This is a genomic window from Cellulosimicrobium sp. TH-20, from assembly GCF_002105775.1.
GTDB lineage: Bacteria > Actinomycetota > Actinomycetes > Actinomycetales > Cellulomonadaceae > Cellulosimicrobium > Cellulosimicrobium funkei.
The window spans coordinates 1,278,059-1,298,719 of the sequence record NZ_CP020857.1 but is presented as its reverse complement, the minus strand read 5'-3'; the positions used below and the strand labels follow the sequence as shown (position 1 = coordinate 1,298,719).

Annotated in this window: 19 protein-coding genes; 8 read left to right on the top strand and 11 right to left on the bottom strand. The window is 75.4% G+C overall.

Annotated elements, in window-relative coordinates; translation table 11 throughout:
- Positions 1–111: 111 nt before the first annotated feature.
- The 5 genes from B8281_RS05740 (at position 112) to B8281_RS19195 (ending at position 4,467) form a co-directional block, all read left to right on the top strand.
- A complete protein-coding gene (locus B8281_RS05740; protein ID WP_157446582.1) occupies positions 112–1,077 on the top strand; it encodes a hypothetical protein in 966 nt (321 codons plus the stop codon).
- Positions 1,078–1,179: 102 nt separating this feature from the next.
- Positions 1,180–1,707 carry an Hsp20/alpha crystallin family protein gene (locus B8281_RS05735; protein WP_085387202.1) on the top strand — a complete coding sequence of 176 codons (528 nt, stop codon included), beginning with the start codon at positions 1,180–1,182 and terminating at the stop codon, positions 1,705–1,707.
- A gap of 184 nt (positions 1,708–1,891) precedes the next feature.
- Complete coding sequence (locus B8281_RS05730) at positions 1,892–2,476, top strand: hypothetical protein (protein ID WP_085387201.1); 585 nt, start codon at positions 1,892–1,894, stop codon at positions 2,474–2,476.
- A complete protein-coding gene (locus B8281_RS05725) occupies positions 2,473–3,606 on the top strand; it encodes an OmpA family protein (RefSeq protein ID WP_085387200.1) in 1,134 nt (377 codons plus the stop codon). The genes B8281_RS05730 and B8281_RS05725 overlap by 4 nt, the downstream gene beginning before the upstream one ends.
- 126 nt (positions 3,607–3,732) lie before the next feature.
- On the top strand, positions 3,733–4,467 hold the full coding sequence (locus B8281_RS19195) for an excalibur calcium-binding domain-containing protein (protein ID WP_157446580.1): 735 nt from the start codon (positions 3,733–3,735) through the stop codon (positions 4,465–4,467).
- 4 nt (positions 4,468–4,471) lie between these two features.
- Here B8281_RS19195 and B8281_RS05715 read toward each other — a convergent pair whose 3' ends face one another.
- Positions 4,472–4,969: a heme-degrading domain-containing protein gene (locus B8281_RS05715; RefSeq protein ID WP_085387199.1), complete on the bottom strand. Its 498-nt coding sequence runs from the start codon at positions 4,967–4,969 to the stop codon at positions 4,472–4,474.
- 25 nt (positions 4,970–4,994) lie between these two features.
- On the opposite strand from B8281_RS05715, the gene B8281_RS05710 reads away from it, so the two are divergent.
- Positions 4,995–6,365: an ADP-ribosylglycohydrolase family protein gene (locus B8281_RS05710; RefSeq protein ID WP_232322689.1), complete on the top strand. Its 1,371-nt coding sequence runs from the start codon at positions 4,995–4,997 to the stop codon at positions 6,363–6,365.
- A 39-nt stretch (positions 6,366–6,404) separates the two neighbouring features.
- Here B8281_RS05710 and B8281_RS05705 read toward each other — a convergent pair whose 3' ends face one another.
- The 7 genes from B8281_RS05705 to B8281_RS05675 form a co-directional block, all read right to left on the bottom strand.
- Positions 6,405–8,555 (bottom strand): metallophosphoesterase family protein, encoded by a 2,151-nt coding sequence (locus tag B8281_RS05705; RefSeq protein WP_085387198.1) that lies wholly within the window; start codon positions 8,553–8,555, stop codon positions 6,405–6,407.
- Positions 8,556–8,791: 236 nt separating this feature from the next.
- The gene (locus B8281_RS05700) at positions 8,792–10,480 is read right to left on the bottom strand and encodes a collagen-binding domain-containing protein (protein ID WP_085387197.1); all 1,689 of its coding nucleotides are present in this window, start codon (positions 10,478–10,480) and stop codon (positions 8,792–8,794) included.
- Positions 10,481–10,707: 227 nt separating this feature from the next.
- On the bottom strand, positions 10,708–11,904 hold the full coding sequence (locus tag B8281_RS05695) for a PaaX family transcriptional regulator C-terminal domain-containing protein (RefSeq protein ID WP_085387196.1): 1,197 nt from the start codon (positions 11,902–11,904) through the stop codon (positions 10,708–10,710).
- The gene (gene kynU, locus B8281_RS05690; protein WP_085387195.1) at positions 11,901–13,199 is read right to left on the bottom strand and encodes a kynureninase; all 1,299 of its coding nucleotides are present in this window, start codon (positions 13,197–13,199) and stop codon (positions 11,901–11,903) included. Before kynU ends, B8281_RS05695 begins: the two co-directional genes overlap by 4 nt.
- A complete protein-coding gene (locus tag B8281_RS05685) occupies positions 13,196–14,242 on the bottom strand; it encodes a hypothetical protein (RefSeq protein WP_085387194.1) in 1,047 nt (348 codons plus the stop codon). Before B8281_RS05685 ends, kynU begins: the two co-directional genes overlap by 4 nt.
- Positions 14,239–15,108 (bottom strand): tryptophan 2,3-dioxygenase, encoded by an 870-nt coding sequence (locus tag B8281_RS05680; RefSeq protein ID WP_085387193.1) that lies wholly within the window; start codon positions 15,106–15,108, stop codon positions 14,239–14,241. The genes B8281_RS05685 and B8281_RS05680 overlap by 4 nt, the downstream gene beginning before the upstream one ends.
- Positions 15,109–15,212: 104 nt before the next feature.
- Complete coding sequence (locus B8281_RS05675; RefSeq protein ID WP_085387192.1) at positions 15,213–15,902, bottom strand: histidine phosphatase family protein; 690 nt, start codon at positions 15,900–15,902, stop codon at positions 15,213–15,215.
- 79 nt (positions 15,903–15,981) lie between these two features.
- Here B8281_RS05675 and B8281_RS05670 point away from each other — a divergent pair, with 79 nt between their 5' ends.
- Positions 15,982–16,923, top strand: a complete 942-nt coding sequence (locus B8281_RS05670) for a ribonuclease Z (protein WP_085387191.1) — start codon at positions 15,982–15,984, stop codon at positions 16,921–16,923.
- A gap of 176 nt (positions 16,924–17,099) precedes the next feature.
- Here B8281_RS05670 and B8281_RS05665 read toward each other — a convergent pair whose 3' ends face one another.
- Complete coding sequence (locus tag B8281_RS05665) at positions 17,100–17,525, bottom strand: ChaB family protein (protein WP_085387190.1); 426 nt, start codon at positions 17,523–17,525, stop codon at positions 17,100–17,102.
- Between the two features lie 115 nt (positions 17,526–17,640).
- Between B8281_RS05665 and B8281_RS05660 the strand changes: the two genes are divergently transcribed.
- Complete coding sequence (locus B8281_RS05660; RefSeq protein ID WP_085388622.1) at positions 17,641–18,312, top strand: hypothetical protein; 672 nt, start codon at positions 17,641–17,643, stop codon at positions 18,310–18,312.
- A gap of 93 nt (positions 18,313–18,405) precedes the next feature.
- On the opposite strand, the gene B8281_RS05655 is transcribed toward B8281_RS05660, so the two are convergent.
- Together B8281_RS05655 and B8281_RS05650 are read right to left on the bottom strand one after the other, a co-directional pair.
- Positions 18,406–19,191 (bottom strand): glycerophosphodiester phosphodiesterase family protein, encoded by a 786-nt coding sequence (locus tag B8281_RS05655; RefSeq protein WP_085387189.1) that lies wholly within the window; start codon positions 19,189–19,191, stop codon positions 18,406–18,408.
- A complete protein-coding gene (locus B8281_RS05650; protein ID WP_085387188.1) occupies positions 19,188–20,570 on the bottom strand; it encodes an ABC transporter substrate-binding protein in 1,383 nt (460 codons plus the stop codon). Before B8281_RS05650 ends, B8281_RS05655 begins: the two co-directional genes overlap by 4 nt.
- Positions 20,571–20,661: the final 91 nt, after the last annotated feature.

Sequence of the window (20,661 nt, the reverse complement as noted above, 5' to 3'; positions counted from 1 at the left end):
CCAGAGTCGCAAGCCTTCGCCACCGCGGGCAGGGGCCGCGCGGGTGAATTGGTGCTCGGCCCCCCGACGTGGCCGGAGCGAGGCGGCCCCCGGGGTGCGACTCTGAGCGTCATGAGCACGCGCAGCATGACGGGCGCCACGGCCGAGGAGCCCGGCGACGAGGCGGCCGACGTCGACGCGCTCGTCGACGACCTCTTCGCCCTGCCGCTCGAGCAGTTCGTCGTCGCGCGCACGGCCGCCGCCAAGCGGGTCAAGGCGTCGGGCGACGCGGTCGGTGCGGAGCGCGTCGGCCGGCTCACGAAGCCGACGGTGGCGGCGTGGGTCGTGAACCAGGTGGCGCGCGAGCGGCCGGACGACGTCGCCGCGCTCGTGAGCCTCGGGGACGAGCTGCGCGACGCGACGGCCGACCGCGACCGCACCCGCCTGCGCACGCTCGACCGGCTGCGGCGCGAGCGGGTGGAGCGCGTCGTCGGGGAGGTGCGCGACGCGGGCGAGATCGCGGGCCGGGCGGTGTCCGGGACGGTGGTCGACCGGCTCGCGGAGACCCTCACGGCAGCGGTCATGGACCCGGACGCGGGCGCGCTCGTCCGGGCCGGCCGGTTGTCGCAGGCGCTCCAGCACGTCGGGTTCGGGATCGTCGACGAGGGTGGCGAGCCGGCCGACGTCGTCGAGCTGCGCGCGCGCACGGGCGCCGCCGCGGACGGCGGCGGGACGGCCGACGGCGACGAGGAGCCCTCGGCCGGCGCCGAGGAGGACGCCGAGGCGGCGGCCGAGCGCGAGGTCGAGGAGAGCGCGGCCGAGGTCGACCGGCTGGAGGCCGAGCGCGACGACGCCGACGCCCGCGCGCGCGAGGCGGGGGACGCCGTCGGGCAGGTGGAGGACGAGCTCGCCCGCGTCGAGGACGAGCTCGCGCGGCTCGCCGACGAGCGCGAGGCGCTGCGCGCCCGCCTGAGCGACGCGCGGGACGCGGAGTCCGCCGCGCGGGAGGCGCTCGACGCGGTCGACGAGCGGCTCGACGCCGCCGAGGAGCGCGCCGCGGCCGCGCGCAAGGCCCGCCGGGCGGCGCGCCGCCGCTGAGGCCGTTCGTCGTGCGCGAACTCGGGACTGAGCGGGGCACGCTCAAGGTTGCACAGGTCAGACGCCACGGCCCCCGTGGCACGACCGACCTGGAGGACCACCATGATCAGCACCTACACCGTGGCGCCGTTCCGTCCGCTCCCCACCGAGCGGCTCGTGCGCCAGCTCTGGACGCGCCCGTCCGGCGCGGGCGTCGCCCCGACGGGCTTCGCGCCCGCCGCCGACGTCTACCGCGAGGGCGACGACCTCGTCGCCCGCTTCGACCTGCCGGGCGTCGACCCGGAGCGCGACGTCACCGTCGAGCTCGAGGGTCGCCGGCTCGTCGTCCGTGGCGAGCGTCGTGACCAGCGCGTCGTCGAGGCCCCGGCGGACGAGGCGGCCGACGACGCCGAGCAGGCCGAGGGCGAGCAGCCCGCGACGAGCACCGACGAGGCGGCCGAGGTCGCCCCGGCCGCGCGCCGCGTCCGCGAGGTCCGGTTCGGCGAGTTCCGCCGCACCGTCACCCTGCCGAAGACGGCGGAGGCCGACGCCGTCCGCGCGTCCTACGACGCGGGCGTGCTCACCGTGACCGTCGCCGGCGTGTTCGCCGGCCGCGCTCCCCAGCGCATCGAGGTCACGCGCGCGGCCTGACGCCGCACCGCCGGCGCGACGCCCGACGTCGCGCCGGCCCTCCGACCCGGCCGCGCACGCCCCTGCGCGGTCGGACGGCGGGGCCGGCACCCTCGTGGTGCCGGCCCCGACCGACCTCCGGATGGGGACCTCTCCCCCTGTCCGGTGGCCGACGGGAGCCGCGCGTTCGGCTAACCTCCGTGCCATGACGAGCCTCCGGAGACCGCGCTCGACCCTGCCTCGCACGCGGTGGTCGACGCTGCGACGCCGCGCCCTCGTCGGCGCCCTCGGCCTCACCGCCGCCCTCAGCCTGGGCGCGTGCACGGGAGAGGCCGAGGACGGGCCCACTCCTGTCGTGGTGGGTGCCGCCGAGTACGAGCCGATCCTCGAGACGCGCCTGCCGGTCCCGGGGTCGGCGGAGGACGAGGTCACGCTCGGCCTCGTGTCCCTCGTCGCGGACGGCTCGACGGTGGAGCTCCGCGTCCTCATGACCCCGCACTTCACGGGCGACGACTCCGCCGAGACGTACTCGGTGTACGACATGCTCGGCAAGGACCACAACCCGCGGATCGTCGACGTCGGTGCGCTGACGCAGTACGACGTCGTCTCCGCGTCCGGGCAGAAGCTCTCGACGGACCCCGCCACCGCGGACACCGTCAACGGCAGGCCGCTGCTCTATCAGGCATGGTTCCCCCGCCCGGAGGGAGAGCCGCGCACCGTGGACGTCCGTCTCCACGACGCCTGGCCCGCCTTCGAGGACGTGCCCGTGACCTGGGAGAGCGAGGAGTGAGGCGCCGTCACGCGACGGCGGCCGGTGCCCTGGCGGTCGCGCTCGTGCTGGGCCTGCTGTCCGGCACCCCGGCCGCGGCGAGCGAGGACGGGCAGGGCTTCGACCCGGGCGTCGACCCGCTCACCCTCGACGACCTCGGCGGCGCGCCCGCCCGGGAGGACCTCGACCGTGCGACGACCCGGTTCGACCCGGGGGTCGCGACGACGTTCGAGCTCGCCGGTGCCGTCACGTCGCTCGAGTACGTCGAGGTCGAGGCGGACGAGGTCGTCGTCACGCTCGAGACCGACGTCCTGTTCGACGTCGGCTCGGCCGAGCTCTCCCAGGCCGCCGTCGAGCGCGTGCAGGAGATCGCCGCCGAGCTGCCCGACGGTGTGACGGCGAGCGTCGCCGGGCACACCGACTCGGTGGGCGAGGAGGCGGACAACATGGACCTCTCGCAGCGGCGCGCGCAGGCCGTCGTCGACGCTGCCGCGACGGTACGACCCGACGTCACGTTCGAGGCGCAGGGGCACGGGGAGACGCGCCTCAAGGTCGAGGAGGGCGGTGACGACGTCGCGGACGACCGTGCCCAGAACCGCCGTGTCGAGCTCCGCTACTCCGGGACGACCCCGGGCGAGCGCGGCCTCGAGGTCGAGGAGCACGAGCTCGATCCCGTCACCGCGGAGCTCGTGCCGGGCGACCGCCCGCGCGTGGAGCCCGTGACGGACACGGAGCCCGTCGTCGAGAAGACGGTCGTCGTCCCGAACGAGGACGGCCGCCAGGAGGAGGTCCGCGTCGGCATCGAGCCGATCGTGGTCCGCGGATCTCTCATGCGCCTGCGCCTCCAGCTCACGCCGCTCGGCCCTGTGGACGGTGACGAGGAACGCATCAGCGTGTACGCCATGACGGGCGCAGGAGAGCTGCACCCGTCGGCCGTCGACCCCCGCGCGCTGGTCTCGTACGCACCGGTCCGCGGCAGCGGGGCACGCGAGCTCGAGACCGAGCCGCTGTTCGCGCGTACGAGCGTCGGACGCACGGTGGGCTACGAGGTGTACCTGCCGCGCCCGCTCGACGCGTCGCTCGAGTCGCTGTACGTGAACGTCGTCCCGACGTGGCCGACGTTCGAGGACGTCCCGATCCGCTGGGACTGACGTCCCTTTCACCCCGTCAGGCCCTCCCCGAGGCGGCTGACCGCGCGTTAGCGTTCACCTCACGCCCCCCGGGGTTCGGTCCTGCCCGTCGACGTCGACGCGGTGACCGCGAGACGAGGACGACGCATGGCCCTGAGATTCAACGCCCCTCCCGGCTGGCCCGTGGCCCCCGGGGACTGGCGCCCCGAGCCGGGCTGGACCCCGGACCCTGCCTGGCCGTCCGCGCCGGAGGGTTGGACGTTCTGGGTCGAGGACACCACCACCGCACCGTCGTCCGGGGCCACGCGGCCTCGACGCGGGCGCCGGGCGGCCCTGCTGACCGCAGCGGGCGTCGCTCTGTTCGTCGTCGGGCTGCTGGTCGGACAGGGCAACTCGGGCCGGGCGCTCGACGAGGCCAGGACCCTCGTCGCGCAGGCGGCCGACGAGCAGGACGCGGTCGAGGGCGAGCGCGCCAAGCTGGACGCCGAGCGGACCGCGCTCGAGGAGCAGACGGCCGCCGCGCAGGCGGCCCAGACCGAGCTGGACGAGCGGGCGACGGCGCTCCAGTCGTCGGAAGCCGACGTCGCGGCGCGCGAGGGTGCGGTCGCGACCGTCGAGGCCGACCTGGCGACCCGGGTGTCCGACGTCGAGGGCCGCGAGGCGGCCGTCGCCCAGGCGGAGGCGGCCGCCGCCGCGGCCCGCTCGACCCAGCAGTCCCGGCCCAGCGCCCCGGCCGGGGTCGCGGACACCGGGGGCAGCACGTCGACGTACTACCAGAACTGCGACGCGGTGCGGGCCGCCGGCGCGGCCCCGCTGCTCCGCGGCGAGCCGGGCTACGCCCCCAAGCTCGACCGCGACGGCGACGGCGTGGCCTGCGAGTAGGTGGTCAGCCCTCGGCCGCGCCCGCGCGGCCGAGGAACGACCGCAGGGCCTCGGTGACGAGCGCGTGGTCGTCACCCTGGGCGAGCCCGGACACGGTGACGACGCCGACGATCCCGACGCCCTCCACGCGGACGGGGAACGCGCCGCCGTGCGCGGCGTACTCCTGGAGCGGGAGGTCGTGCTTCTCGTTGAACGACGTCCCCGTCGCCCGGGCCCGCAGGCTCACGAGGTACGACGACGCCCCGAACCGCTCGACGACCCGCACCTTGCGCTCGACCCAGGTGTCGTTGTCGGGTGTCGTGCCCGCGCGTGCGGCGTGGAACACCTGCTGCGGCCCCTTGCGGACGTCGATCGTCACGGGCAGGTCGCGCTCGTCGGCGAGTTCGACGAGGAGGCAGCCGAGCCGCCACGCGTCGTCGTGCGTGAACGTGCGGAGCACGAGGTCGCGCTCGTCCGCCTCGACGGAGGCGACGAGGGCGGCGAGGTCGTCGGGCGTCGTCATGCGGTCATCGTGGCACGATCGCGACGTGACGACGACGCCCGTTCCCCGCCCGGCACCCCTCGACCCGCTCGACCACGGCCTGCTCGACCGCGCGTCGGGCGTGCTGCTCGCGCAGGCGGCGGGCGACGCGCTCGGTGTGCCGTACGAGTTCGCGCAGCCGCCCGGGCCCGGGCACCGGGACGAGGTCGCGGTCATGCGCGGGGGCGGGCTCGGACCGTACGCGCCGGGCGAGTGGAGCGACGACACGCAGATGTCGGTGTGCGTCGCGCGCGTGACGGCGGCGCACGACGTCCTCTCCCCCGTGCCCGACGCGTTCGGGGCGACGCCGCTCGACGACGTCGCCGCCGCGTTCGAGGCGTGGCGCACCGGGGGCGCGTCCGACGTCGGGACGCAGACGGCCGCGGTCCTGCGCGACGCCGCCGCCCGCCGGGGTCCCGCCGCCGCACGGCTGCGCGAGGCGTCCGCGGCGCTGCACGCGGCGACCGGCCGCACGGCGGGGAACGGCGCGCTGATGCGGACGGGCGTCGTCGGTCTCGTCGCGCTCGGCGACCGGGACGCGACCGCCCGCGCGGCGCGCGCCGTCGCGTCGCTCACGCACACCGACCCGCTCGCCGCCGAGTCGTGCGTGCTGTGGTCCGAGGCGGTACGCGTCGCGGTGACGGAGCAGCGGCTCGACGTGCGGGCCGGTCTCGACCTGCTCGACCCGGAGTCCGCGGCGCGCTGGTCGGCGCGGATCGCGGACGCGGAGTCCGCCCGGCCCGAGGCCGACCTCCGGCAGAACGGTTTCACGGTGACCGCGCTCCAGGCGGCGTGGCGCGCGATCGCGACGACGTCCCCGCCCGAGCGCTCGCGGTTCGCGGGCCGGGACCACCTGGCGGCGGCGCTCCAGGCCGCGGTCGCCGTCGGCGGCGACACCGACACCGTCGCGGCGATCGCCGGGAGCCTGCTCGGCGCGCGGTACGGCGCCCGCGCGGTGCCCGACGAGTGGGCGACCGCCGTCCACGGCTGGCCCGGGATCGACCGCCGCGTGCTCACGGCGCTGGCGCGCCGCACCGCCCAGGACGGCCTCGTGCGCTCCGAGGCGCTCGTCCTGCCCGACGGCGACGCGCGCCCCGTGCAGCACTGCCCGCTGTGCGGGACGCTGCTCCGCGAGAACCCGCGCTACCCGCGGCACGTGTGCGGGTGGTGCGCGCAGGACGTCACCGACGAGGAGGGTCGTCCCGTCGTGCTGGCGAACGCGACCATCACGGGCGGGTACACCGCGCAGCGCCCGGACGGATCGCCCGCGTCGGCCGACGTGCTCGCGGGGCGGGTCTGGATCGACGGCGTCGCGCTCCGCGCGCAGGAGGCGCGGTTCGGCGGGGTCGTCGTGCAGCCGCTCGACGACCCCGCCTGAGCCGGCAGCGCGTTCGCGCCACCGGAAGGACGAGCGGCCTCAGCCGCAGGAGACCGCCGGGAAGGCGACGTCCTGGGCGGAGGAGGCGCCGCCGTCGGGCAGGGTGCCCGTGACGGTGACGGACCCGGCGTCGGCCGCGACCGCCCGCGTCGAGAACGACTGGTACGCGGCCTTGCCGGGCGCGACCGCCGCGACCGTGCGCGTGCCGAACGGCGTCGCGAGGGTGACGTCGGCCGGGATGTCACCGGTGTTCGTCGCGCGGACCGCGACGTACGCCGTGCCCGCGAGGCAGCGGGCGCTGGTCTCGACGGCGAGCGCGGGGCCCGCCTCGTCCTCGCGCTGGAGCGTCACCCGGTCGACCACGCGCTGCGACCCGGTCGCGTACGTGGTGACGGTGAGCGACGTGGGCGTGACGTCGAGGTCGGAGTAGCTGGCCTCGCGCGACTGCTCCCAGCGCGCCGTCCACGGCTTGGCGCCGTCGAAGTCGTAGAACTTCGAGCCCGACGACGAGTTGCCCGTGAGGTAGAGGACCTGGTCCTCCTCCGGGGTGAGCACGTCGCCCTCGGCCGGCGCCGCGGCCGGGACGACCGGCGTCGCGCCCTCCATGAGGTACGAGCGGGTGTAGATGTGGTCGTGGCCCGCGAGGACGAGGTCGACGCCGAGGTCGCTGAAGACGGGCGAGAGCGCCTCGCGCATGCGCACCACGTCCGTGTCGCGCGAGTGGAACGCCTGGCTGTAGAGCGAGTGGTGGAACGTCACGACGACCCAGTCGTACTCGTCGCCGTGCGTGCCGACCACGTCGCGCAGGAACGCCTGGTGCCCCGCGATCTGCGTCGCGGACGAGTCGTTCGAGTCGATCGCGACGACGAGCACGTTGTTGTACGCGTACCAGTAGTCGCGGCGCTGCTCGGCCGAGAGGTTCGGCATCGCGTAGTGCTGGTCGTAGAGCGCCGACGCGGTGTCGTGGTTGCCGTCCTGGACGGCGAAGCGCAGCTCGCGCATCTGGCGCGGCGCGAGGAAGCCCGCGTACTGCTGGCTGCTGCCCGCGTTCTCCACCTGGTCGCCCGCGGAGATGAGGAACGCCGTGTCCGGGTGTCGCTCGGTCATGGTGTCGAGGTTGGCGGCCCAGCGTGCCGCGTCGTTCGCGGCGTTGCCGCTCGCACCGATCTGCGCGTCGCCGACGAACAGCGCGGAGAACTCGTCCCCGAACGTCCCCGTCGTGAAGGTCGACGGCGCGGACCAGCCGGTCGCCGCGCTGCCCACGCGGTACGCGTACGCCGCGTCCTCCACGAGCCCGGTGATCGTGGCGTGGTGGTACGTCGCGCCGTCCGCGGCCGCGCCGTTCCGGGACGACGACGTCGCCGCCGTCCGCCAGTCGACCTCGCCGCCCGTCTCGTCGGCCCGGGTCCACTGCACTTCGCCCGCGCCGGGCAGCGTCGAGAACCACGCGACGTTGGCCTGCGTCTCGTCCGCGCCGACGTTCAGGGCGACGTCGCGGACCTCGCCGTGCGTCGGGACGAGCGAGCGGACGTCGAGGTAGATGTCCGAGCTCGTCGGCGCGTCCTGGTAGAGCGCGACGGAGATCGTGTTCTCGCCGGGCTCGAACGCGTCGGCCGGGACGACGAACGTGCCCGTCACCGGGTCCGTGCGGCCGTTGCCGTGGTACTGGAGGTTCTCGGTGATCTTCCGGTCGTCGTCGCCGAGGCGCACGACCTCCTCGCCGTTCACGTAGACGATCGCGGCGTCGTCGTAGACGATCTCGCCCTCGAACGCCGGGACGCCGTCGAGGTCGGCCGCGGTGAGCTCCACGTCGGTGCGGAAGAAGAACGTGGGGACGTCCGTCGTCGTGCCCTCGATGTACTGGGTGAGGAGCGTCGTGATCGGGAAGGCGGCGCCGATACCCGTCGCTGCGCCGCGCTTCGCGCCGAACGCGCCCGTCGCGGACTTCCACGCGGAGTCGTCGAAGGCGGTGGTCGTCCACACGCGCTGGTCCGCGGCGGATCCCGCCGGGTTCGTGTTGTCGTCGAGGTAGCGCCAGGTCGTGCCGGACGTCGAGAGCAGGGACTCGTCGGCGGCGGCCGTCGAGGTCGCGGTCGCGGCGACGAGCGCCGTGCCGACGAGCGAGACGGCGAGCGCCGACGCCGCCGCGCGCGCGAGCGCGCCGGGCAGCCGGGAGGCGTGCGGGTTCATGGGTTCCTTCGCAGGTCAGGGGTCCGCGCGGCGACGACCGTCGGACCACCGTGGCGGCGTCGGACCCGTGGTGGGAAGCGCTGTCACAGTAGGGAGCGGGGATGGCTCCCACGCGTCGTCGCGGTGAACGCGCGGCGGCGGCCAGATGGCCGTCCTCCGCCCGGCCCGGGAGACGCACGACGCCGCGCCCCCCGGAAGGGACGCGGCGTCGAGGCCTGCGACGAGGGGAAGGCGGCTCAGGCGCCCCGGCGCCGCCGGAGGACGAGGACGCCCGTGCCGAGCGCGACGAGCAGGAGCGCGGCGATCGCGACACCGGCGGCCTGCACGCCGGTCGTCGCGAGACCACCCGTGCCACCGTCGGCCGGTGCTCCCGGCCCGTCGGGCGTGCCCGGCACGTCGGGCGTCGTGGGCACGGTCGGGTCCGTGGGCACGGTCGGGGTCGTCGGAGTCGTCGGAGTCGGCGCGGGCGTGGGCTCGAGCGGCCGGTCGGCGGTGTTGGTCAGCGTCACGGCGACGTCCGCGGCCACGGCGACCTCCAGCCGCACCGTCCCGTCGTCGCCCGGCTCGACCGCGCCGCCGTCGACCTGCCAGGTCGGCTCGCCCCACTCCACACCCTCGACCGCCGGGAAGCCGGGCTCCCCGAGCACGACCTCCGCCCCGACGGGAAGGTCGTCGAGCGTCGCCGATCCGCCCACCGGGACCGTCAGCTCGCCGGCAGCCCCGTCGATGGCGTACGCGACGGTGAACGCGGTGCCCGCGGGGACGACCGACGCGGCGTCGCCCACCACCCGCTTGGTCACGGTGAGGCTGCCGCTCTCGGCGGGCACGGTGCCGCACGGGATCGACCCGGCGAACAGGTAGGCGTGCGCCTCCCCGCCGAGCAGCGTGAGGTCGCGCGCCACGACCTGCCCGTCGAGCGGGGACGCCTCGACGGTGAGGTCGGCGGTCGGCGCGTACACCGACCCGTCCAGGCGCGCCCCGCCGGCACCGAGCGTGATCGGGCCGTCGAGCCGCGACAGGTCCCACATGACGAACGAGGCCGCCTTGCCGGCTTCGCCGAACACGGAGCCCTGGAGGTCGGTCGTCCCGGCCGGGACGGAGACGATCAGCGGGGCGTCGGCCGACGGGAGCACGCCGTCGGCGAACTGCACGGTGTACGCGTCCGCGATCGCCGCGTAGTCGACGACGTTCGGCCGCCCGGCCTCGAGCGCGGAGAGGACGACGCGGTCGCCGACGTCCTCCGTCACGGAGAGCACGTGCGCTGCGCCGCTCGGCACGAGGTCGGCGAGGCACCGGCGGACCTCGGCGGCCCCCGTGGCACCCGTCTCGACGTACGCCGCCACGGAGCCGCGCTCCGTCGCCACCGTCGCGGCGCCGTCGGGCCACTTCTGGTTCGTGGCGTCGACGGCGGGCGAGTCGTCGAGCGACGTGCGGTACCGCACCCAGTCGGCGCGCTGGTACGTGCCGAACGCCGGGTCGTCACCCACGACCTTGAGGTAGCCCTGGAGCGCTGCACCCCGGTCCGCGGGCGCACCGCCGTTCGTGATCTGGACCGTCCCCGACGTCGGTGCGTAGCCGCCCACGAGGAGACGGGTGGGGTCGCCGTCGACGGTGGGGATCGTGTAGTCGGCAGTCCCGGCCGCCTGGTGGAGGATCGCGTACATGCCCCCGTCGGCACGGACGGACAGCTCGCCGCCGACCGCGACCGAGCCCTCCGTCTCGTGGTTGCCGAGGTGGGCGTCCTCGCGGGCGTAGACGCTGAACCCCCCGGCCAGGTCGAACGGGTTCACCGGTGCGTCGGCGGCGACGGCGCCCGACGCGGGCAGCACGAGCGCGGCGCCGGCCAGCGCGACGACGGCTGCGGCAGCGGTGCGGCGCCGGCCGGAACGAGTGGTTGACTGCGGCAACAGACGTGAGGGCAGCATCGAGCGGACAGCTCCATCGGGTGGGGTAGGGGTCGGTCCCGACGGACCGGGACCGGCCCGTCCCTCTCACCGTAGGCCGGACTGGACGGGCGTCCAGAACGCGTGGCGGGTGAAGTCGCTCCGGTGTGATCGACCCCACCTCACCCGTGCGCACGAGCGGCCGGACCTGTCGGTCATGTCGGGCTGCCGACCATCCGCGAGAGGCTGCGCGTGCGCGGGGCCCCAGGTCAGGAGATGACGAGGCTCGCGATCAGCCCGTCGCGCAGGCGGACGGTGAACGTGCCCGGCCCGTTGTACCCGTCCCCCGAGACCGTGAGGTCGAGCAGCACCTCGTCGGGTGTCGCCCCCGGCCGCAGCCCGGAGACCTCGAAGTGCGAGCGCTTGCCGATGTTGTCCGTCCGGTCCCAGCTCGCGAGCTCGGTGCGGCCGCGGAAGCGGCGGCCCCAGTCGTCGAGGATGGCGTCCTCGGTGAACGCGGTCAGGAACCGGGCGGTGTCGCCTGCGTTCGTCGCCTCGACGAGGGTCCGCACCGCGGCCGGAAGGTCGTGCGTCACGTCGCTCATCCCCTCACTGTGCTCCCCTCGGTGCCCGACGACGACCCGGACGTGGTGCGACGCGGCGTCCGCGAGCCCGTGCCCGAGCCGGCCGAAGAGCGCGACGCTCGCCGTCCCGGGCCAGTCGGCGGGCAGCGCGACCGACGGCAGCCCGGGGTCGGCGTACGGGATCGGCCGCCAGTCGTCCACGGCCCGCACCCAGCGCGCGAACGCGTCGCGCGGCTCGTCCGCTCGAGCGGACGGGGCGCCGTCGGCCCCCGCGTTGTCGTGCCGGGCGAGGAAGGTGCGGTGCAGCGCCGCGACCCGGTCGAGGTCCCACCAGCGCGCCGCCGCGTCCGCGAACGACCCCGCGACGCGCGGCGCCCCCGCGAGGAACACCGTCGCGGCGTCCCGGACCTCCAGCGCCACGAGGATCTCCTCGACCTCGTCCACGAGGTGACCGGGCGTGATCCACAGCCCGTCCGCGACGCTCCCCGCACCGATCCACGCGAGGTGCCGGCGCAGCTGGTGCCGCGCGTCGCGCCGTTCCTCCGGCAACGAGTACGACACGAGGCACCACGGGTCGTCGTCGCCCTGCTGCCGGTACCCGAAGATGCGCCGGTCGCCGCGCGCGAGCATCGGCCCGGCGTCGGGCGCGAGCCGGTACCCGGCGCGGCCGTCGTCGAGCGTCTCGGGCACGAGCAGGCCCTTGGCCTTGACGCGCGAGACCGCGCTGCGCGCCCCCGCGGGCGGCACGCCGAGCGCGCCGAGCAGGTCGACCAGGTCCGCCACCGCGACCGCACCGCCCAGGTCCCGGACGTACAGCCCGACGACGGTGCGCAGCAACGACGTCGTGCTCCCGGGCCGGGAGTCGAGGTCGTCGAGGATCACGCGGGCCCGGCCGCGCCCGGCACCGTCGGCCCGCTCGGCCGGCCGCCGAGGACCTCGGCCAGGGCGTCGCGCACCGCCTCGACGCCGACGCGCACCTCGTCGAAGCTCGTCGAGAGCGGGGACAGGCCGAGGCGCAGTCCGTTCGGGCGGCGGAAGTCGGGGATCACGCCGCGCTCCCAGAGCAGCGGGAGCGTGGCCTCGAACGCGTCGTGGTCGACGGTCACGTGGCTCCCCCGGCGCTCGGGGTCGCGCGGCGACGCGTACCGGACGCCGAGCGGGAGCAGCAGGTCGTCCACGAGAGCGGTCGCGTGCTCGGTGAGCGCGACGGACTTGGCGCGGACCGCCGCCATCCCGGCCGCGTCGACGAGGTCGAGCATGTCCTGCATCGCGAGCATCCCGACGATCGTGGGCGTCCCCGAGAGGAAGCGCCGGACGCCGTCGTGCGGCGCGTACGCCGGACCCATCTCGAACGGCGCCGCGCTCCCCATCCAGCCCTGGATCGGCTGCGTGAGCGCGCCCTGGAGGTCGGCGCGCACGTAGCCGAACGCGGGCGCGCCGGGACCCCCGTTGAGGTACTTGTACGTGCAGCCCGCCGCGAGGTCGACGCCCCACGCGTCGAGCTCGACCGGGACCGCGCCCGCGGAGTGGCACAGGTCCCACAGGACGAGCGCCCCGGCGTCGTGCGCGAGCGTCGTGATCGCGGCGGCGTCGCTCACGTACCCCGACCGGTACGCGACGTGGCTGAGCAGCACGAGCGCGGTGCGGTCGGAGAGGACCTCCGCCACCTGCTCCGGGGTCACGCCGCCGTCGTGGTCGGGCGTGATCCACCGCAGCGTCGCGCCGTGCTCGCGCGCGACGCCCTCGAGCACGTACCGGTCCGTCGGGAAGTTCCCGGCGTCGAGCACGATCTCGTCGCGGCCCGCGACCTGCGGCGCCGAGAGCGCGGCGCGCACGAGCTTGTAGAGGATCACGGTCGTCGAGTCCCCGACGAACGTCTGGCCCGCCGCCGCGCCGAGCGTCACCGCGCCGATCCGATCGCCCAGCGTCAGCGGGAGCTCGTACCACTCCTCGTCCCAGCCGCGGATGAGCCGCGCTCCCCAGACGTCGGTCGCGAACCGCGCGAGCCGTTCCGCCGACGCGCGCGTCGGCCGGCCGAGCGAGTTCCCGTCCAGGTAGGCGGTCACCTCGTCGGACGCGACGAACGCGTCGCGGAACCGCGCGAGCGGGTCCGCCGCGTCGAGCTCGGCCGACCGCGCGGCGTGGTCGATGGTCGTGCCGTCGGTCGTGTCGGTCATCGCGGGTCCTCCGGGGTGCGGGGTGCGCGCGGCGCACCGTGGGGCTCAGGTCGCGCCACGACGACGGCGCGCGCGAACCACGCGGCCACGTCGTCGGGGTCGTCGAGGTCGGGCGGGTCGCCGGGGACCCAGGTCGCGACGCCGTCCGGGTCGGGCGCGGCGCCGTCGTGCGCGATCGCGCCCAGGAGGGCGCGCGCGTCGAGGCCGGCCTCCGCGAGCGCCCGCAGCTCGCGGGCGTTGACGCCGGGCGGGAGCGGGCCGTTGCCGAGGTCGGTGCCGTAGACGACCGTCCCGCCGAGCGCGACGAACCGCCGCACGTTGTCGATCGCGACGTCCTGCTCGGCCGTCGGGCTCCCCCACCCGTGCACGTCGAGCGTGCTCACCCAGCTCACCCGGCTCACCCCCGCTCCGCCGAGCACGAGGTTACGGTCGCCATCCGGCTCATCTCGCCCGTCACCCCGTGCTCGAGCGCGTGGAGGGTCGTGGTCGGCGGAGCGGGGGCGGGCCATCGCCGCCAGGAGGTCGTCGGGCAGGCGCTCGCTGAACGGGGCGTGCGCCAGCCGGTCGACGCCCGCCTCGAACGCGCGGGCCGCCATGCCGCGCCCCTCCACGTGCGCGACGACGTCCCGGCCCCGCGCGTGGGCGTGGCCGACGAGCGCGGCGAGGGTGACGTCGTCGGGCACCGGGCCGGCGCCGGAGTGCAGGGCGACCTTGACGAACGACGCCCCCGCGGCGACCTGGCGGTCGACGGCGGCGACGGCCGCCTCGGGCGAGCCGACCTCCTCGACGGACCCGGCGGGCGCCCACGACCGGTCCGACGGGTAGCCGCCGGGGGCGGTGAGGAATGCGCCCGCGAACGCGACCGCCGGGAAGCCGGGCCGTCCGGGCCAGGTGCGCGCGACGTCGGGCACCCACCCGAGGTCGTGCACGACCGCGATCCCGCCGCGGCGCACCGCGACCGGGTCGACGAGGCCGAGGTGCACGTGCGCGTCCGCGAGCGGCGGGAGCCAGGTGCCGCCGTCGCCCGCCCGGCCGAGGCTCACGACCGCCCGATCTCGGTGCGGACCGCGAACAGCTCGGGGAAGAACGTGAGGTCGAGGGCGCGCTGGAGGAAGCCGACGCCGCTCGACCCGCCCGTGCCGCGCTTGGTCCCGATGATGCGCAGCACCGTCTTCATGTGGCGGAACCGCCAGAGCTGGAAGTTGTCCTCGAGGTCGACGAGCTCCTCGCACGTCTCGTACGCGGACCAGTACGTCTCCGGGTCGTCGTAGATGCGCCGGAAGACCTCGACGAGGTCGTCGTCGAGCGTGTGCGCGACCGTGACGTCGCGGTCCAGGACGCGCTGCGGGACGTCGTGGCCGTGCCGCGCGAGGTGGCGCAGGAACTCGTCGTAGACGCTCGGCTCGGCGAGCAGGCGGGCGAGCTCGGCGCGCGCGTCCGGCTCGGCGTCGAACACGTCGAGCATGCGCGCGTTCTTGTTGCCGAGCAGGAACTCGACCGCGCGGTACTGCCACGACTGGAAGCCCGACGCGTGCCCGAGGAACCCGCGGAACTGCGCGTACTCGCTCGGCGTGAGGGTCGCGAGCACGGACCACTGCTCGGTGAGCGTGCGCTGCACGTGCTTGACGCGCGCGACGCGCTTGAGCGCGGCGCCCAGCTCGTCGGCGGCGAGCAGGTCGCGCGCGGACAGGAGCTCGTGCAGCACGAGCTTGAGCCAGAGCTCCGTCGTCTGGTGCTGCACGATGAACAGCATCTCGTCGTGGTGCTTCGGGTCGCTCACGGGCTCCTGCGCGGCGAGCAGCGTGTCGAGGTGCAGGTACGACCCGTACGTCATCTGCTCGCGCAGGTCCGTGACGATGTCGGACTCCAGCGCGCGCTCGTTCGGCGCGGGCAGCGGTGCGTCGGCCATCCGTCGAGCGTATGTCACGAACGTGACGACCGCCAGATCCGTGCGATGCATCGGAATGACACAATGATCGAATCACTACGTCATTCCGACCGGGTGGTAGGGGTTCAGTCGTCCGCCGCGGCGCGGCGCTCCTCCTCGTCGACGGACTCTCCCGTCGGGTCCTCCGCGACGAGGTCGTCGAGGAACGCGCCGCCCAGCGGCCCGTCGCTCAGTCCGACGAACCGCCAGCCCGACGCGGGGTCCCCCTCGACCTCGACGAGCCCGGTGTTCGCGAGCGGGGTCCACGCGAGCCGGTCGACGTCGACACCCGCGGCGCGCGCGCACGCCCACGCGCGGATCGCCGCGCCGTGCGACACGACGACGGCGGTCTCCCACCCGGTCCGCGCGACGGCGGCGAGGGCGTCGTCGTACCGGTCGAGGAACTCGGTGCCGTCGGGGCCGCCGGGCACCCGCCGGTCGGGCTCGCCGCGGCCCCAGGCGAAGACCGTCTCCAGGTAGAGGGCGTGGTCGTCGTGGTCGGCGGACATCTCCAGGTCGCCCGCGTCGACCTCGCGCAGGCCGTCGAGCTCGAGCGGCTCCAGACCGTGGCGCTCGACGAGCGGCGCCGCGGTGAGGTGCGTGCGCACGAGCGTGGACACCGCGACGCCGTCGACCACGCGGCCCGAGAGCGCGTCCGGGATCGCTGCCGCCTGGCGCGCCCCGAGGGCGGTGAGGCCCGGCCCGGGCAGGGCGGTGTCGAGCAGGCCGGCGACGTTGGACGGGGTCTGTCCGTGACGGACGAGGAGCAGGCGCATGGTTCTCCGGTTCTCGGGTGCGAGGGTCTCCTGCCACCCTACGAGCCCGGCAGCGAGCGCGGCGTGGCACGCTGGGCGCATGTCCCGCCGCGAGCTCGTCGTCCTGGGGACGGCCAGCATGGTCCCGACCCGCACGCGCAACCACAACGGGTACGTCCTGCTCTGGAACGACGAGGCGATCCTCTTCGACCCCGGCGAGGGCACCCAGCGGCAGATGACGTTCGCCGGGGTGTCGGCGACCGACCTCACCCGCATCGCGATCACGCACCTGCACGGCGACCACAGCCTCGGGCTCGCGGGCGTCTCCCAGCGCATCAGCGGTGACGGGGTGCGGCACACGATCGGGGTGACCTACCCGGCGTCGGGCCAGCGGTGGGTGAACCACCTGCTCGACGCGAGCGCCCACTACCGCCGTGGCCACCTGGAGCTCCAGCCGGTCACGACGGACGGTGTGGTCCCGCCCGTCCCCGGCCGCCCCGAGCCGGGCTTCACGCTCCGCGCCGAGCGTCTCGACCACACGATCGAGGCCGTGGGCTACCGCCTCGACGAGCCCGACGGCCGCTCGCTCGACCCCGCGCTCCTCGCCCGCCACGGGCTCGCGGGGCCGGTCGTGGGCGAGCTGCAGCGCGCGGGCCGCGTCACGACGCCCGACGGCCGGACCGTGACCCTCGACGACGTGAGCGGCCCCCGGCCCGGCCAGTCGTTCGCGTTCGTCATGGACACGCGCCTGTGCGACGCCGTGCACCGGCTCGCGGACGGCGTCGACCTGCTCGTCATCGAGTCGACGTTCCTCGACCGCGACCATGAGCAGGCCGAGCGCTGGGGCCACCTCACGGCCCGGCAGGCGGCGACGGTCGCGGCCGAGGCGGGCGTCCGGTCGCTCGTCCTCACGCACTTCTCCCAGCGCTACCCCGACCCGACGGAGTTCTGGCGCGAGGCCCGCGAGGTGTTCGACGGCGAGCTCACCGTCGCGCAGGACCTCGACCGCGTGCGGGTCCCCCACCGCCGTCGGCCCGCCTGACGCCGACGAGCCGACCGCCCGAGGACCACGGCTCTACCTCGCGGGACCGGAGCTCTACCTCGCGGGACCGGAGCTCTACCTCGCGAACCGGAGCTCTACCTCGCGGAACCGGGGCTCTACCTCGGCGAGGTAGAGGCGTGGTCGCGCGAGGTCGAGGCGTGGTCGCGGGGTGGGGGTCAGTCGCCGCGAGCGCGGCGGGTCGCGCGGTCGTTGGCGCGCTGGATCGCCTCGACGAGCTCGTCCTTGGTCATGGTCGACCGGCCGTCGACGTCGAGCCGGCGGGCGACGTCGAGCAGGTGCTCCTTGGTCGCGTTCGCGTCGACGCCGCCCGCGGTGTCGGTGCTCGCGTCGAGCCCGCCCTCCGCGGCGCGCTCGTCGGACGGGCCGGGCTCGTCCTTCGGCTCCCAGTGGTCGCCGATCTTCTCGTGCGTGTGCTTGAGCGCGGCGAACGCCACGCGCCGCGCGCGCTCCTCGGAGCCGTACTGCTCCCTCGCGGCGTCGTAGGCCTTCGCGAACGTACGCTGCGCCTTCTCGTCCGAGCGCTGCAGCGTGCTGGGGATCTCGGACTGCTTCGCGTCGCCGTCGCGCGTCGTCTTCGGCACGGGTCACCTCCTGCTGCCCGACGGCGGTCGCCGCCTCCCCCGAGCGTCCCGCCCCCGGCGACGGCTCGCGCGCCGAACGGGGGCGGGCGCGCCGGGCGCGGCCTACGCTGCCGGGATGTCGAGCGTCCTGCGGTTCCGCGGCCGCATCGCGGGCTGGGGCACGGCGTCCGGGACGCGGGTCGTCGTCGGGCGCTGGGACGCGTCGCCGTTCGGCGCGTTCGCCGACGTCATGGTCGAGCGGCCCGACGGCGAGCGCCTCCTCCTCGCGCCGTCGCGCCCCGTCGCGGAGCTCGTCGCCTCGACCTACCGCTTCGACCGGGTCGTCCTGGTGCCGGTCGCCGTCACGGACGAGCCGGCCCACGCCGTGCCCGCTGCCACCCGCGACCACGGGGCGAGTGCGCGACCGGGCCGCGGCCGCCGGCCGGACTGGCACGTGGTGGCCGGGCCGCTCGAGGCGCGGCTCGCCGTCGGGCCGCGCACCGCCTTGGGTCATGTGCTGCGCGTGGTGCCGCACCGCGTCGCGACGTCGCGGCACGCGACCGTGCTCACCGACCCCGTCGCGCGCGTGCTGCTGCGCGGGGTCCGGACGCGGGGCAGCGCGGGGCCGGGGCGCACCGAGCACTACGGCGCGACCGACGTCCGCGCGCTCGTCGCCGCGCAGACGTGCTGGGACGGGACGTCGTTGGGCGACCTGCGCGACGTCGTCCCACCGGTCCGGTTCGGCTTCGGGTCGACGCCGCCCCGGCCGAGCGTGACCGACGTCGTCACGACCATCGTCGTGCGCTGACCCCGGGAGGCGTCCGCGGCGGGACGCGAGACCGGGGCCGCGCGCCGGACGACGAGCGTCCGGCGCGCGACCCCGGTGGGACCGGTCCGGGCCTCAGACCCCGCGGGCCGCGAGCCAGCCCGCGAGCCGGTCGGGACGGTCGGTGATGATCGCGTCCACCCCGAGGTCGACCGCGGCGGCCCAGTGCGCGGGCTCGTTGAGCGTCCAGACCGCGACCTCGAGACCGGCGTCGTGCAGGCGCTGCACCAGGCCCGGGTCCTCGAGGAGGAGCGCGCCCATCGGGTTGCACGTCACGACGTCGAGCTCGGCGCACCGGGCGAGCACGTCGTCGTCGAGCGCCACGACGAGCAGCCCACGGCGCAGGCCCGGGTCTGCCTCGCGCAACGCGGCGACCGTCTCGGGCCAGAAGCTCTGCGCCACGACCCGGTCGGCGATGCCCGCGAAGCGGATCGGCCCGGTGACGCGCCGCACCTGCTCGACCGTCCACGACCCCTTGAGCTCGAGCAGCAGGTCGGTGCCCGGCCGCCGCACGAGGAGGTCGACGACCTCGGCGAACGTCGGCACGCGCTGGCCGCCGAACGCCGGGGAGAACCACGACCCGGCGTCGAGCGCCCGGATCGCCGCGCGGTCGAGCCGCGCGACCGTGCCGCTGCCGGACGTCGTCGCGTCCACGGTGTCGTCGTGGATGACGACGGGCTCGCCGTCGGCCGTGAGCTGCACGTCGATCTCGATGCTGTGCGCGCCGGCCCGCCACGCCGCCTCGAACGCGGCGAGCGTGTTCTGCGGGGCGACGGAGCTGTTGCCGCGGTGCGCGATCACGCGCGGGCGCGCGGCCCGCTCCGGCACCGCGCCCGTGGGCGCGAGGGCGGTCGCCGTCACAGGTACGGCTCCACGTTCTCGCTGTACGCCGTCTCGATGCGCGGCGCGACGGACTCGAACGCGGCCGCCGGGTCGGCGCCCTCGATGACGATCTGCTCGATCGCCTCGTTGAGCAGCGCGTCGGCGCCCGGGATGAAGACGCGCGCGTCGTCCTGCGGGCGCGCCTTGTCGGCGAGCTGGTCGACGGCCGTGCGGAACTGCGGCGTCGCCTCGTAGATGGCCTTCATGGTGTCGGACTCGACGGCCGACGTGCGCACCGGCATGTAGCCCGTGTTCTGCGAGAAGTACGCGGTGTTCTCCGTGTCCGTGAGGAACGCGAGGAACATCGCCGCGGCGAGCTGCTGCTCGGGCGACTTCGACGCCGGGATGGCGAGCCCGGTGCCGCCGGTCGGGGTGCCGCCGCCGTCGGGGCCGTCGGGCAGGTACGCCGTGCCGACCTCGAACGACGCCGCGTCGAGCGCGCCCTTGAGCGAGCCCGTCGAGCCGATGGTCGAGGCGATGAGACCCGACGAGAAGTCGACCATCGCGTCGTCCGCGGAGAGCGTCGCGACGCCCTTCTCGTGGAAGAGGTCGTGCAGGAACTGGCCGCCGGCGACCGACTCCTCGGAGTCGAGCGTGAGGTCGAACCCGTCGGAGTACGCGCCGCCCTGGCCCCAGATCATGTTCTCGAACCACCACGCGCCCCACGACGGCCCGGTGGAGAGGCCGAGCGTCGAGCCGCCCGACGGGACGAGCGGCTTGAGCGACGCGTCCCACTCCTCGAGCTCCGCCCACGTCTCGGGGCCGCGGTCGGGCAGGCCGGCCGCCGTCCACAGGTCCTTGTTGTAGTAGAAGAGCGGCGTCGAGCGCGCGTAGGGCACGGCCCAGTGCTGGTCGTCGTACTCGTAGTCCGCGTAGAGCGCGGGCTGGAAGTCGTCCGCGTCGGCGTCGACGAACTCGAGCACGTCGTCGAGCGGCAGGATCTGGTCGTTGAGGTGGTAGCGGAACCACCACACGTCGGACGCGATGACGACGTCGGGCAGCTCGTCGGTCTGCGAGGCGGCCTGGAAGCGCTGCGCGACCTCGTCGTAGTTGGCGCCCGCAGTCACGAGGTTGACCGTGATGCCGGACTCCTCCTCGAACCGGTCGATGAGCTCCTGCTCGATCTCCTGCGACGTGCCGGGGTGGTTGCTCCACCACGTGATCTCGGACGCGGGCTCGACGGCGGACCAGTCGACGGCCTCGGCCGCCGACTCGTCGCCCGCGGTGCCGGCGCCGTCGGCCCCGGCCACGCTCGGGCCGGCGCACGCGGTGAGCGCGAGGGCGGTGACCGCCGTGAGTGCGGTGGCGGCGGCGCGGGCCCGACGGCGGCGCGCGCCGGGTGCGGTGCGGTGGGACACAGGTGCTCCTTCAGGTCGTGCACCGGGTGTCGGTGCGCTTCGGGGAACCCGGACCGCTGTGGGCGGGCCGGGGAGTCCGGTGGTCGGACGG